Source organism: Mycobacterium sp. GA-1285, from assembly GCF_001499905.1.
GTDB lineage: Bacteria > Actinomycetota > Actinomycetes > Mycobacteriales > Mycobacteriaceae > Mycobacterium.
In genome coordinates, this window is sequence record NZ_LQIS01000008.1 from 71,227 (window position 1) to 84,078 (window position 12,852).

The 12,852-nt window shown below is 66.2% G+C and carries 14 protein-coding genes; 5 read left to right on the forward strand and 9 right to left on the reverse strand.

The window, feature by feature from the left end; translation table 11 throughout:
• Positions 1-80 precede the first annotated feature (80 nt).
• From AU193_RS06615 to prfB, 7 genes are all read right to left on the reverse strand, one after another.
• The gene (locus tag AU193_RS06615; RefSeq protein ID WP_064421561.1) at positions 81-917 is read right to left on the reverse strand and encodes a maleylpyruvate isomerase family mycothiol-dependent enzyme; all 837 of its coding nucleotides are present in this window, start codon (positions 915-917) and stop codon (positions 81-83) included.
• 120 nt (positions 918-1,037) lie between these two features.
• Positions 1,038-1,544 (reverse strand): SsrA-binding protein SmpB, encoded by a 507-nt coding sequence (gene smpB, locus AU193_RS06620; RefSeq protein ID WP_064421562.1) that lies wholly within the window; start codon positions 1,542-1,544, stop codon positions 1,038-1,040.
• A 2-nt stretch (positions 1,545-1,546) separates the two neighbouring features.
• Positions 1,547-2,443, reverse strand: coding sequence for a permease-like cell division protein FtsX (ftsX, locus tag AU193_RS06625; RefSeq protein ID WP_064421563.1), 897 nt, complete (start codon positions 2,441-2,443; stop codon positions 1,547-1,549).
• Positions 2,443-3,132 carry a cell division ATP-binding protein FtsE gene (ftsE, locus tag AU193_RS06630; RefSeq protein ID WP_064421634.1) on the reverse strand — a complete coding sequence of 230 codons (690 nt, stop codon included), beginning with the start codon at positions 3,130-3,132 and terminating at the stop codon, positions 2,443-2,445. The genes ftsX and ftsE overlap by 1 nt, the downstream gene beginning before the upstream one ends.
• Before the next feature lie 36 nt (positions 3,133-3,168).
• A complete protein-coding gene (locus AU193_RS06635) occupies positions 3,169-3,624 on the reverse strand; it encodes a hypothetical protein (RefSeq protein ID WP_172798233.1) in 456 nt (151 codons plus the stop codon).
• Positions 3,617-4,606: a mechanosensitive ion channel family protein gene (locus AU193_RS06640; protein ID WP_064421565.1), complete on the reverse strand. Its 990-nt coding sequence runs from the start codon at positions 4,604-4,606 to the stop codon at positions 3,617-3,619. Before AU193_RS06640 ends, AU193_RS06635 begins: the two co-directional genes overlap by 8 nt.
• Positions 4,596-5,702, reverse strand: a complete 1,107-nt coding sequence (prfB, locus tag AU193_RS06645) for a peptide chain release factor 2 (protein ID WP_064421566.1) — start codon at positions 5,700-5,702, stop codon at positions 4,596-4,598. The genes AU193_RS06640 and prfB overlap by 11 nt, the downstream gene beginning before the upstream one ends.
• A 162-nt stretch (positions 5,703-5,864) precedes the next feature.
• On the opposite strand from prfB, the gene AU193_RS06650 reads away from it, so the two are divergent.
• Positions 5,865-7,229 (forward strand): FAD-dependent oxidoreductase, encoded by a 1,365-nt coding sequence (locus AU193_RS06650; protein WP_064421567.1) that lies wholly within the window; start codon positions 5,865-5,867, stop codon positions 7,227-7,229.
• A 3-nt stretch (positions 7,230-7,232) separates the two neighbouring features.
• Here AU193_RS06650 and AU193_RS06655 read toward each other — a convergent pair whose 3' ends face one another.
• On the reverse strand, positions 7,233-7,601 hold the full coding sequence (locus tag AU193_RS06655; protein WP_064421568.1) for a hypothetical protein: 369 nt from the start codon (positions 7,599-7,601) through the stop codon (positions 7,233-7,235).
• Between the two features lie 23 nt (positions 7,602-7,624).
• Between AU193_RS06655 and hisN the strand changes: the two genes are divergently transcribed.
• From hisN to AU193_RS06670, 3 genes are all read left to right on the forward strand, one after another.
• Complete coding sequence (hisN, locus tag AU193_RS06660) at positions 7,625-8,422, forward strand: histidinol-phosphatase (protein ID WP_064421569.1); 798 nt, start codon at positions 7,625-7,627, stop codon at positions 8,420-8,422.
• A gap of 96 nt (positions 8,423-8,518) precedes the next feature.
• A complete protein-coding gene (locus tag AU193_RS06665; RefSeq protein WP_064421570.1) occupies positions 8,519-9,910 on the forward strand; it encodes an acyl-CoA dehydrogenase family protein in 1,392 nt (463 codons plus the stop codon).
• A 14-nt stretch (positions 9,911-9,924) separates the two neighbouring features.
• Positions 9,925-11,139, forward strand: coding sequence for an acyl-CoA dehydrogenase family protein (locus AU193_RS06670; RefSeq protein ID WP_064421571.1), 1,215 nt, complete (start codon positions 9,925-9,927; stop codon positions 11,137-11,139).
• A 204-nt stretch (positions 11,140-11,343) separates the two neighbouring features.
• Here the strand turns inward: AU193_RS06670 and AU193_RS06675 are convergent, their stop codons facing one another.
• On the reverse strand, positions 11,344-12,321 hold the full coding sequence (locus AU193_RS06675; protein ID WP_064421635.1) for an esterase family protein: 978 nt from the start codon (positions 12,319-12,321) through the stop codon (positions 11,344-11,346).
• A 254-nt stretch (positions 12,322-12,575) separates the two neighbouring features.
• Here AU193_RS06675 and AU193_RS23415 point away from each other — a divergent pair, with 254 nt between their 5' ends.
• Positions 12,576-12,848 (forward strand): hypothetical protein, encoded by a 273-nt coding sequence (locus tag AU193_RS23415; RefSeq protein WP_064421572.1) that lies wholly within the window; start codon positions 12,576-12,578, stop codon positions 12,846-12,848.
• Positions 12,849-12,852 lie beyond the last annotated feature (4 nt).

Sequence of the window (12,852 nt, forward strand, 5' to 3'; positions counted from 1 at the left end):
ACTGGCAGGAGTATTCATGCTACGCGACCTTCAACACCTCACGCCAAACATTTATGCCCGCACCGACACGTCGTCGCTGGTCAGATTACGTAGTTGAGGTGCTCGACGACGCGCCGGCCAACCTGCTCGTCGCCGCCGTAGTCGATCGCGTCGGCGTGCTCGGCCGGCGCGGTCCGGCCACCGGCCAGGCGCGCGAACAGCAGGGCGTCCAGCGTGATCGTCGCCGTCGGCTCGGCGCCGCCAAAGTCCTCCACGACCCGGCCACGGCCCTCGACCGCGACGTTGATCTTCCGGCCCAGCGGCCCGGTCAGCACGATCGACACCCGGGACCCGTCCGGCGCCCCGCCCAGCTTGCCGACCACAAATCCCATGCTTGCCGCCATCTCGTCGAGTGCGAATACCGCCGGCGCTCCGGTCGGGTCGGACGCGGGCCGACCGACCGCGTCGCGGATGTCGTGCTCATGCAACCAGCAGTCGAAGATCCGCACCCGCATGAACCGGCCGTAGGTGTCCGGTCCTGCAGGCGTGGCGGTGACACTGTTCCACTCGTCGTCCGCCATCGCCGCCAACGCCTCACGCCGCTCGGAGGTGACCGCGCGGAAGCGCGACACCAGCTCGTCGGGGCTGAGACTGCGAAGGTGGCGCACCCACCGTTCGTTCAGCCCACCGATGTCGTTGCGCACGTGCTCGAGCGTGGACACGTCGATGTCGACCTCGGGCGTGCCGACGCCCTGCAACATCGACTCGGTTCCGACCACGTGCGCGACGACGTCGCGCACCGACCATCCGGGCAGCGACGTAGCCGCCTGCCACTGCGCGTCGGTCAGACCGTCGACCAACTCACCGATCGCGTCCCACTGCGCAAACAGGGCGTCGAGCACCGTCTCTTTGTCCAGAACGGTCAGCGGGCGTGTCATCACCCGCAGATGCTAGTCATGCATCAGTCCGCGAGCGACCGCGTTCGTACACATCCGCACGGCGTGTCGAGGTACAGACGCGGTCACTCGCGGTATGGGAGGGTACAGAAGGGGGGTCGGTCAGGTCATGCCCTTGGCGCGGCGACCCAACTCTCGGGTGATCTCGCGTTGCGCGTCGCGGCGCGCCAGGTCCTGTCGCTTGTCACGGGCCTCTTTACCGCGGGCCAGTGCCAGTTCCACCTTCACCTTGCCGTCGGTGAAGTACAGCGACAGCGGCACCAGCGTGAGGTTGCCGTCGCGGATGCGGCCGATCAGCTGATCGATCTGCCTGCGGTGCAACAAGAGTTTCCGGTTGCGCCGCGGCGCGTGGTTCGTCCAGCTGCCGTGGTGATACTCCGGGATGTGGACGTTGCGCAGCCACACCTCGCCGTCGTCGACGGTGGCGAACGCGTCGGCCAGCGACGCCTGCCCGTCGCGCAGGCTCTTCACCTCCGTGCCGACCAGCTGGATGCCCGCCTCGAACGTTTCCAGGATCGAATAGTTGTGTCGCGCTTTGCGATTGGTCGCCACGACCTTGTTGTTGCCGGACCGGGAAGGATCGGCTTTCTTGGCGCCCTGTTTCGGCATGGCTAGCGTCGGATGTAAAGCCGCAGTGTGACGTACGCGGTGATGCCCGACATCGCCAGCCCGAGGAACAGCATCAGCGGAGCGCTGAAGTACAACACGTCGGCGTAGTCGACCTTGGCGATCAGGTTCGCTTGATAGAACTGGTTCAGCGCGTTCTCTAAGAACAGCGCCCGCACCACTATCAATCCGATAATCGCGATGATCACACCGATCAACGCCGCCAGCATCGCCTCCACCAGGAACGGCAACTGGGTGTACCATCGGCTGGCCCCGACCAGCCGCATGATGCCGATCTCGGTGCGTCGGGTGTATGCCGCGACTTGGACCATGTTGGCTATCAACAGGATTGCGCCGACCGCCTGCACCAACGCCACCGCGAACGCGGCGTTGCTGATGCCGTCGAGGACCGCGAAGAGCCGGTCGATCAGCTCCTTCTGGTTGAGCACGTTGAGCACGCCGGGCTGGCCGACCATGGCCTCGTCGAAGTCCTTGTGCTGCTCGGGATCGTCGAGCTTGACGATGAACGACGCCGGAAACGCGTCGCGCCCGGCGACGTCCTTGTACTGCGGGAACTTCGTGATCGCATCGTCGTAGGCCTCGTCGCGGTTGAGGAACCGCACCGAGCGCACGTCGTCGCGGTCCTCGATCTGCTGGCGCAGCGCCTTGCACGGGTCGGCGTCGCAAGACGGGTCGTTGGCCGAGACGTCGTTGGTCAAGAAGACCTGACTCTCGACACGGTCGAGGTAGATGTTGCGGGACTGGTCGGCCAGCCGGACGACGAGCATGCCGCCGCCGAACAGGCCGATCGAGATGGCGGTCGTCAGGATCATCGCCACGGTCATGGTGACGTTGCGACGAAATCCGGTGAGAACCTCGTTGATCAGGAAGCCGAAGCGCACTAGCGATCCATTCCGTAGACGCCGCGCTGCTCGTCGCGAATCAGCCGGCCGAGTTCGAGTTCGACGACCCGCTGGCGCATTGAGTCGACGATGTGGTGGTCGTGGGTGGCCATCAACACCGTGGTCCCGGTGCGGTTGATCCGCTCGAGCAGATCCATGATGTCCTTGCTGGTCTCCGGGTCCAGGTTGCCGGTGGGCTCGTCGGCGAGCAGCACCAGCGGCCGGTTGACGAACGCACGGGCGATCGCGACGCGCTGCTGTTCGCCGCCCGACAGCTCGGCCGGCAGCCGGTTGGCCTTACCCGACAGCCCGACCATCTCCAGCACGTCGGGCACCACCCGGTTGATGGTGTCGGGGCGTTTGCCGATGACCTCCAGCGCGAACGCGACGTTTTCGAAGACGGTCTTCTGCTGCAGCAGCCGGAAATCCTGGAACACGCAGCCGATCACCTGGCGCAGGCTGGGGATGTGGCGGCCGGGCAGCTTGTTGACGTGGAACTTCGACACCTGGATGTCGCCGTGGGTCGGGGACTCCTCGGCCAGCAGCAGCCGCATGAACGTCGACTTGCCCGAACCCGACGGCCCGATGAGGAAGACGAACTCACCCTTGTCGATCTTGACCGAGACGTTGTCGAGCGCGGGCCGCGCCGACGACTTGTACTGCTTGGTCACGTTGTTGAGGGTGATCATCACGGCACGCCAGTGTAGCGGGGCAACAGGAGTGCCCTAGCTGGGCGGAGGCGTCGCCGGTGGCGGCAGCAGTTGCGGCACCGGGGGCACCAGCGGCGTATCGGTCGTCGGTGGCGCCCCCTCGGGGCCGATGGTCTGGGTGATCGGTGCTCGCGGACCCAAGCCGTCGGGGTCGATCACCGTCGTCGTCGGCGTCGACGGGCTGGGCGTCGTCTCGGTCGGGCTCGTGGTGGTCGTCGTCGTGGTCGGGGTGGTGGTCGTGGTCGTCGGCTCGGTGGGCCGTCGGACGTTGGTGCGCGGCACCCACGTGTAGTTCGGGTCCGGAACGAAGCCCGGCGGCACCACGGCGGGGGCGGGCTCCGGCGGTGCGGCGGGTGAAGGCTCGTAGATGTTGTTCAACCAGACCAGGGCGGCGAACGCGACGATCAGTGTGGCCGTCGAGGTGCGGATGCGACCGTTGAACAGGTGGCTCGGGAGCCGAAATCTACCCACTCTTATCGGCTTTCCGGGTCGCGTCGGTGGCCTGCTGGCCGGATTCAGCGTCGCTGATCGCCGCTGACTGAGGCATCGCGCTGGCTACCGGGGCCGCGTCGGCGGGATTGACCACCCCGGCGCTGGCCAGCGCGTGGAGTACCAGCACGCGCAGCCGCCTGCCGGCCTCGAACTGCTTGCCCGGCAGCGTGCGCGCGACCATGCGCAGGTTGACGTTGTCGAGCCCGATGTTTTCCACACCCATCAGCGATGGCTCGTCCAACAACAGATCCTTGAGCTGACGATCCTCCATCGACTTGCTACACACCTCGTGCAGCAGGTCGTTGACGCGGTTGAGGTCGGCGCTCACCGGGACGGGAATGTCGATCACCGCGCGTGCCCAGTCCTTGGACAGGTTCAACGACCGGACGATGTTCCCGTTGGGAACGGTGTAGACCTCACCCTCGGCCGTGCGCAGTTTGGTCACCCGCAGAGTGACCTCTTCAACGGTGCCGACCGACTCCTCCGACGCGCCGACCATGCTCAACTGCACGAGGTCGCCGAATCCGTACTGACGCTCGGTGATGATGAAGAACCCGCTGAGGAGGTCCTGCACCACTTTCTGGGCACCGAAGCCCAGCGCGGCGCCCAGCACGGCCGCCGGCGCCACCAGAGAGCTGATGGGAAGGTCGAGTACATCGGTGATCTGCGCCGCCACCACCACGAAAAGCAGCACGATCGCGACCCAGGATATGACGTTCGCGACCGCTTGCCGGTGCTTGGAGGCCTCCGACCGCACCAACGTGTCGCCGGACTGGAAATTCGCCTCGAGCCGTCGGGTGACTCTGCGCGCCGCCCAGTTGATGAAGCGGGCCGCAAGGATCGCGCCGATCACCAGCAGCGTGATATTGAGACCTTTGGTGAGGATCCACTCGCCGATCCCGTGATGCCAGAAGCCATGCCACGCCTCGGCCGGCGAGAACGCCACGTTGCTATTCGTCATCTTGGCTCTTGCGCCAACGAATCCCCGCTTCGAGGAAGCCGTCGATGTCTCCGTCGAGCACCGCGGCCGGGTTGCCGACCTCGTACTCGGTGCGTAGGTCCTTGACCATCTGGTAGGGGTGCAGCACGTAGGACCGCATCTGGTTGCCCCAAGAGCTGCCGCCGTCGCCCTTGAGGGCGTCCATCTCGGCGCGCTCCTCTAAACGCTTGCGCTCCAACAACTTCGCCTGTAAGACCCGCATCGCCGAAACCTTGTTCTGCAACTGCGACTTTTCGTTCTGGCAGGTCACCACGATGCCCGTAGGGATGTGGGTCAACCGGACCGCCGAGTCGGTGGTGTTGACCGACTGGCCACCTGGGCCACTGGACCGGTACACGTCAACGCGCACATCGCTTTCCGGGATGTCGATGTGGTCGGTGGTCTCCACCACCGGCAGCACCTCGACGTCGGCGAACGACGTCTGCCTGCGGCTCTGGTTGTCGAACGGGCTGATGCGCACGAGGCGGTGGGTGCCCTGCTCGACCGACAGGGTGCCGTAGGCGAACGGCGCGTGCACCGCGAACGTCGCACTCTTGATCCCGGCCTCTTCGGCGTAGGAGATGTCGAACACCTCGACGGGATAGTCGTGCTGTTCGGCCCAGCGGATGTACATGCGCATCAACATCTCGGCCCAGTCCGCGGCGTCCACCCCGCCGGCGCCTGAGCGGATCGTGACGACGGCCTCGCGCTCGTCGTACTCCCCGGACAGCAGGGTGCGGACCTCCATCGCCTCGATGTCCTCGCGCAGCTTGCCCAGCTCGGCGTCCGCTTCGGCGAGTTCGTCCGCGCTGCCGTCCTCGGCGGCCAGCTCGTACATCACCGGCAGGTCGTCGAGGCGCTGCCGAAGCTCCTCGACGCGCCGCAACTCCCCCTGGGTGTGCGACAACTCGCTGGTGACCTTCTGCGCACGCGCCTGGTCGTCCCACAGGTTCGGGTCGGAGGCCTCGTGCTCGAGCTTCTCGATGCGACCGCGCAGGCCTTCGACGTCGAGGACCCGCTCCACCGTCGTCAGGGTGGAGTCGAGGGCAGCGAGGTCGGCTTGACGGTCAGGATCCACGGAAGTTCAGGTTACCCGTGAGCCGATCGGCGCCGGTTCTGGCGACTGGCGGCAACGAGGACGCTCCGCGTTCTAGCATCGGATGCGTACCAGCCGGCCCCGACGCGACAGCCCCTTGCGCGAGGCCGGGCAGCGATAAGGAAGCTTCGACAAAAGGTGTCCATGCGCCCCTACCACGTGGCGATCGTCGGCTCAGGGCCTTCGGGTTACTTTGCCGCGGCGTCGTTACTCAAGTTCGCCGATTCCCAAGACGACTCCGACGTGCGCGTCGACATGCTCGAGATGTTGCCGACCCCGTGGGGGCTGGTGCGCTCGGGTGTGGCGCCCGACCATCCGAAGATCAAGTCGATCAGCGCCCAGTTCGAGAAGACGGCGTTGGATCCGCGCTTCCGCTTCTTCGGCAACGTCGCGGTCGGCGAGCATGTGCACCCCGCAGAGTTGGCCGAACAGTACGACGCGGTGATCTACGCCGTCGGCGCGCAATCCGACCGGGCGCTTGGTATCCCCGGCGAGGACCTGCCCGGAAGCGTCGCCGCCGTCGATTTCGTCGGCTGGTACAACGCCCACCCGCATTTCGAGGAGATCGCGCCGGATATCTCCAGCGGGCGCGCCGTCGTGATCGGCAACGGCAACGTCGCGCTCGACGTGGCGCGGATACTCGTCACTGATCCCGATGTGCTGGCCGCGACGGACATCGCCGACCACGCGTTGAAGTCGCTGCACGACCGCGGGGTGGAGGAAGTCCTCGTGGTCGGGAGGCGGGGGCCGTTACAGGCGCCGTTCACCACGCTGGAGTTGCGCGAGCTCGGGCACCTCGAGGGGCTCGGCGATGTCGACGTCATCATCGATCCCGCCGACTTCGCCGACATCACCGACGACGACCTCGAAGCGGCGGGCAAGACCGTGCGCAACAACATCAAGGTGTTGCGCGGCTATGCGGAACAGACACCGAAGAATGCCAAGCGGCGCATCGTCTTCCGCTTTCGCACCTCTCCGATCGAGATCAAGGGGAACGGTCGCGTCGAATCGATCGTGCTCGGCCGCAACGAGCTGGTCGAGGAGAACGGCCGCATCGTCGCCAAGGACACCGGTGAACGTGAGGAGGTGCCGGCTCAGCTCGTGGTGCGCGCCGTCGGCTATCGCGGTGTGCCGACGCCCGGTCTGCCGTTCGACGAGCGCAGCGGCACGATCCCACACACCGCCGGGCGCATCGAAGGCAGCCGCAACGAGTACGTCGTCGGCTGGATCAAGCGTGGGCCGACGGGTGTGATCGGCAGTAACAAGAGCGATTCGCAGGAAACCGTGGACACGCTGATCGCCGACCTGTCTCAAGCTCAACTCGCCGACTTGGGCGAGGACCATTCCCGGCGGCTGGCGGAATGGCTCGTCGAGCGGCAGCCGAAGGTGGTCACCGACGACCACTGGCGGCTGATCGACGAGTACGAGCGCTCAGCGGGTGAACGGGACGGTCGACCGCGCGTGAAGCTGACCACCGTGGCCGCGATGCTGAAGATCGGGCACGGCTGATCGTCAGGAGTAGGGCGGGGGCGCGGGTGGTGGCACAGCGTCCGGTGGCGGAGCCTGCGGCGCGAATCGCCAGTTGTCCGGGTTCTTCGGCGAGTAGACGACGGGAATCAGTTGGCCCATCGTCGGCCAGTCGTCGACGTCGACCTCGAGCCGCGCATACACGACGTGCTCGTTGACCGTCGGCCCGTTGATGACACCGGTGATCGTGACGTACTGAGGTCCGGCGACGCCGGTGGGTCGCGGGCTGACGCCGGTGACCAGCAGTTGACCCGACGGCCAGTCAGGCGGGGTGCCTCGGCGGCGCATCAGCATCGGTCGGGCCAGCAGCACGAGCGCACCGACCAGCAGCAGTATCACCGCGAATTCCCACACCCCGTCATGGTAGGACGACAGTCATGACTGCCACCGAGTCGGACGACCTGACGCTGGCGTTGACCCTCGCCGACGAGGCAGACGCGCAGACGACGGCCCGCTTCGGCGCGGTGGACCTCGTCGTCGAGACCAAACCCGACCTGACCCCCGCCACCGATGCCGACCTCGAAGTCGAATCGATGATCCGGAAACGCCTCGAGCGGGAGCGCCCGGACGATTCGGTGTTCGGTGAGGAGTTCGGCGGCAGCCAAGAGTTCGTGGGCAGGCAGTGGGTCATCGACCCGATCGACGGCACGAAGAACTTCGTCCGGGGGGTACCGGTGTGGGCGACGCTGATCGCGTTGTTGCACGACGGCGTACCCGTGCTCGGTGTCGTGAGTGCACCCGCCCTGCAACGACGGTGGTGGGCGGTGACCGGCCGGGGTGCGTTCGCGCGGGTAGGCGAGCAGGCGGAGCGACGGCTGAGCGTGTCGAAGGTCGACGACCTCGACTCGGCGAGCCTCGCGTTCTCCAGCCTCTCGGGGTGGGCCGACCGCGGTGTCCGCGACCAGTTCGTCGCGCTGACCGACACGGTGTGGCGGGTGCGCGGCTACGGCGACTTCTACAACTACTGCCTGGTCGCGGAGGGCGCCGTCGACATCGCGATGGAGCCGGAAGTCTCGACGTGGGACCTCGCGCCGCTCGACGTCCTGGTGCGCGAGGCGGGCGGCCGCTTCACCAACCTCGCAGGTGAGCCCGGGCCGCATGGCGGCAGCGCGGTCGCGACCAACGGCCTGCTGCACGACACGGTGCTGCGCAGGCTTTCAGCGTCTGCGCTGTGAGTTCGACAACAACTTACTTGTGAGTCAGTTCCGATACCTTACTCTGGAGTCAGTTCGACGAGTTCGGACGTCACAAATCAAAGCGAGGCAGTCGAAATGAGTAAAGCCCTGCCGTCGAAAAACGGATCCCAGCCGAAGCGAAGCGGCAAAGAAAGCGCGGTCGGCCTCAAGAAGCACAAGCGCTCCGCGACCGATCTCGGTCTGGCGCTGGTCACTCCCCTGGTCGGCCAGGAATTCCTCGATCGCTACAACCTGCGCGATCCGCTCAACCGCGGGTTGAAGTACGGCGTGAAACAGGTGTTCTCCGTCGCGGGCGCGGCCAGCAGGCAGTTCAAGCGCGTATCGGGCAGCCAGAGCGGACCGACGCGGCTGAAGAAGAGCGGTTCGGACTACTTCGACCTCACCCCCGACGACGAACAACAGATGATCGTCGAGACGGTTTGCGAGTTCGCCGACGAGGTCATCCGTCCCGCGGCACGCGAAGCCGACTCGTCCGCCGACTACCCCGTCGACCTCGTGGCGAAGGCATCCGAACTCGGCATCACCGCGATCAACGTGCCCGAGGACTTCGACGGAATCGCCGCCCACCGCGCTGCCGTCACCAACGTGTTGGTCGCCGAGGCACTGGCGTACGGCGACATGGGCCTCGCGCTGCCCATCCTGGCTCCTGCGGGTGTCGCGTCGGCGCTCACCCATTGGGGCAGCGCCGATCAGCAAGCCACCTATCTGAAAGAGTTTGCAGGAGAGAATGTTCCGCAGTCCTGCGTGGCGATCGCCGAACCGCGACCGCTGTTCGATCCCACGGCGTTGAAGACCACGGCCGTTCGGACCCCGAGCGGTTACCGCCTCGACGGCGTCAAGTCGCTTGTGCCGGCCGCCGCCAATGCCGAACTGTTCATCATCGCCGCGCAACTCAACGGCAAGCCGGCACTTTTCATCGTCGAATCGTCGGCGAAGGGACTGCGCATCACGCCCGACCCGGGTATGGGCATCCGCGGAGCGGCGATCGGCCAGGTCGCGCTCGACGGGGTCACGGTGCCGCTGTCGGCGCGTCTCGGTGAGGAGGGCGCCAGCGATGTGGACTACTCGGAGGCGCTAGCGCTGTCGCGACTGGGCTGGGCGGCGCTTGCCGTCGGCACCTCCCACGCAGTGCTCGACTATGTCGTGCCATACGTCAAGGAGCGGCATGCTTTCGGCGAACCGATCGCGCATCGTCAGGCGGTCGCGTTCATGTGCGCCAACATGGCGATCGAGTTCGACGGTCTGCGTTTGATCAACTGGCGCGGCGCTTCACGGGCTGATCAGGGCCTGCCGTTCGCCCGCGAGGCCGCGCTGGCCAAACGGCTGGGCGCCGACAAGGGCATGCAGATCGGGCTGGACGGCGTACAGCTGCTCGGCGGACACGGCTACACCAAGGAACACCCGGTCGAGCGCTGGTACCGCGATCTGCGCGCCATCGGCGTCGCCGAGGGTGTCGTCGTCATCTAAGCGAAAGAGCAATCATGGCAATCAATTTAGAACTGCCGCGCAAACTCGAGGCGGTCATCGAGAAGGCTCATCAGGGTGCCGCGGAGATGCTGCGCCCGATATCCCGCAAGTGGGATCTGCGCGAACATGAGTACCCCGTCGAGCTGGATACCCTGGCCACCTTGTTCGAAGGCATCTCGGATGCGAAGGCGTTCGCGTTCGCCGGCGCCGAGGCGTTCGCCGGTGGCGACGAGCCCAAGGGCGCCAACCACAACGGCGCGAACATGTCGGCCGTGCTCAACGTGATGGAGATCAGTTGGGGCGACGTGGCTTTGATGCTGTCGGTGCCGCGCCAGGGGCTCGGTAACGCGGCGATCTCCAGTGTGGCCACGCCCGAACAGCTCGAGCGACTGGGCAAGGACGTGTGGGCCGCGATGGCGATCACCGAACCGGACTTCGGCTCGGACTCGGCGGCCGTGTCGACGACCGCGACCCTCGACGGCGACGAGTACGTGATCAACGGGGAGAAGATCTTCGTCACGGCCGGATCCCGGGCCACCCACATCGTGGTGTGGGCGACGCTGGACAAGTCGCTGGGCCGCGCGGCGATCAAGTCGTTCATCGTCCCGCGTGAACATCCCGGGGTGACGGTCGAGCGGCTCGAGGACAAGCTCGGCATCAAGGCCTCCGACACCGCGGTCATCCGGTTCGACAATGTCCGGATTCCCAAGGACAACCTGCTGGGAAGCCCGGAGATCCACGTGGAGAAGGGTTTTGCCGGGGTCATGGAGACCTTCGACAACACCCGGCCCGTCGTGGCCGCGATGGCCGTCGGCATCGCCCGCGCCGCCCTCGAGGAGGTGCGCAAGATCCTCACCGAGGCGGGCATCGAGATCTCCTACGACAAACCGTCGCACGCTCAGAGCGCACCCGCGGCGGAGTTCCTGCGGATGGAATCCGATTGGGAGGCGGCGTATCTGCTGATGGTCCGCTCGGCGTGGCAGGCCGACAACGACATTCCGAACTCGAAGGAAGCGTCGATGGGCAAGGCGAAGGCCGGTCGGGTGGCCAGCGACATCACCCTAAAGGCGGTGGAATTGGCCGGCACCGTCGGATACTCGGAGGTCACCCTGCTGGAGAAGTGGGCCCGCGACAGCAAGATCCTCGACATCTTCGAGGGCACCCAGCAGATCCAGCTGCTGGTCGTGGCGCGCCGCCTGCTCGGCTTGTCGTCGGCCGAGCTCAAGTAGTTAGACGGCGAGCGGCGCGACCCCGGTTGTGAATCTGACGACGAAAAATTCGAAAAACCGTCGCTGGATGCACAATCGGCGGCTCGCGCACTGCGCTCATGACGCTCATTGTTCACGTGGGGTTGTTCACGTGGGCCCCCGCGCAAGTTCGCTGAAAGCAAAAGTCCCCGGACGCGCGTGGCGTCCGGGGACTCTCGACGTGCCTTACGAGCCGAGATGCGAGATCAGATCGGGCTTCATAGCCTGCAACTCCGCACCCCAGTACTGCCAGCTGTGCGTGCCGTACGGCGGGAAGTTGAACACCCCGTTGTTGCCGCCCGCGGCGATGTAGTTGTCACGGAACGTGATGTTCGTGCGGATCGTCAGGCCCTCGAGGAACTCGGCGGGCAGGTTCGCGCCACCGAGCTCGTTAGGCGTGCCGTTACCGCAGTAGACCCACAACCGGGTGCCGTTGGCCACCAGTGCCGGGATCTGCAGCATCGGGTCGTTGCGCCTCCACGCGCTGTTCGGGTCCTCGGTCGGGCCCCACATGTCGTTGGCCTTGAAGCCGCCCGCGTCGCCCATCGCCATGTTGATCAGGAACGGCCACTGGCCTTCAGACGGGTTGAGGAACGCCGACAGCGACCCGGCATAGATGAACTGGTTCGGGTGGTAGACCGACAGGATCATCGCCGAGTTACCCGACATCGACAGGCCGACCGCGGCGTTGCCCGTGGCGGACACGCCCCTGTTGGCGGCGAGCCACTGCGGCAGCTCGCTGGTCAGGAACGTCTCCCACTTGTAGGTCTGGCAGCCGGCCTTACCGCAGGCCGGCGCGTACCAGTCGGAGTAGAAGCTCGACTGGCCGCCGACCGGCAGGACCAGCGACAGCGGCGTCTCGTAGAACCACTCGAACGCCTGGGTCTCGAGGTCCCAACCGTTGAAGTCTTCGCGGGCGCGAAGGCCGTCGAGCAGGTACACCGCCTTGGAGCCGGTGCCCTTCTGGAACTGCACCTTGATGTCGCGGCCCATCGACGGCGACGGCACCATCAGGTACTCGACCGGCAGGCCGGGCCGGGAGAACGCCCCAGCGGTCGCTGACTGGCCGGCCAGGCTCACGAACCCCGGTAACAGGGCCGCCGCGATGGCCGCCACCGCGAAGCGCCGCGCCCACGGGCCGCGAATCTTGTCAATCAAGCTCATCTGCAAGTCCATCCATCTTCCGGTTTCCACATTGGAGGCCGTTCCGTCTGCGATCGAGCGATCGCCATCGACACCGCAGCGGTTTGTGCACTGCGCTGTCATGCCCGCTCGACTGAGCCCGGGGCCGTCGGGCGGACCGAGAAAATTTCAGTTGTCGCGTGTGCAGTAAAACATGATGATCAGCGCAGGAGAAACCCCGGGCCCTCCCGCGCGCCGCATTCCGGGAGCAAATGACGACTGCAGGGACGGTCGGAATGCCCCTTCGCCCGGGCCTCGGCGGGCGGCTCGAGGCACCCGTAGGCTGCCGTCATGGCACCGGTCCGCACGCCGCGACTGTCGGTCGACGACTGGGTTCAGGCCGGATACGAGCCCTGCTCGCCGAGCAGGGCATCAAGGCGCTCAAGCTGGACGCGCTGTGCGAACGGGCCGGCGCCACCAAGGGCAGGCGACCTGCGAACGAACGCCACCTGGAAATCGCCGGAGCGCTGCGGTTGGGTATGAAGGTGTCACGGACTGCGATGGTGTGATCGG

Bases quoted from the DNA above. Each gene is read 5' to 3' on its own strand.
- hisN (WP_064421569.1), top strand. From the start codon at position 7,625: ATGACTGCCACCGAGTCGGACGACCTGACGCTGGCGTTGACCCTCGCC.
- smpB (WP_064421562.1), bottom strand. From the start codon at position 1,544: ATGCCGAAACAGGGCGCCAAGAAAGCCGATCCTTCCCGGTCCGGCAAC.
- AU193_RS06675 (WP_064421635.1), bottom strand. From the start codon at position 12,321: ATGAGCTTGATTGACAAGATTCGCGGCCCGTGGGCGCGGCGCTTCGCG.
- AU193_RS23415 (WP_064421572.1), top strand. From the start codon at position 12,576: ATGCCCCTTCGCCCGGGCCTCGGCGGGCGGCTCGAGGCACCCGTAGGC.
- AU193_RS06640 (WP_064421565.1), bottom strand. From the start codon at position 4,606: ATGACGAATAGCAACGTGGCGTTCTCGCCGGCCGAGGCGTGGCATGGC.
- AU193_RS06665 (WP_064421570.1), top strand. From the start codon at position 8,519: ATGAGTAAAGCCCTGCCGTCGAAAAACGGATCCCAGCCGAAGCGAAGC.
- AU193_RS06670 (WP_064421571.1), top strand. From the start codon at position 9,925: ATGGCAATCAATTTAGAACTGCCGCGCAAACTCGAGGCGGTCATCGAG.
- ftsE (WP_064421634.1), bottom strand. From the start codon at position 3,132: ATGATCACCCTCAACAACGTGACCAAGCAGTACAAGTCGTCGGCGCGG.
- AU193_RS06615 (WP_064421561.1), bottom strand. From the start codon at position 917: ATGACACGCCCGCTGACCGTTCTGGACAAAGAGACGGTGCTCGACGCC.
- AU193_RS06650 (WP_064421567.1), top strand. From the start codon at position 5,865: ATGCGCCCCTACCACGTGGCGATCGTCGGCTCAGGGCCTTCGGGTTAC.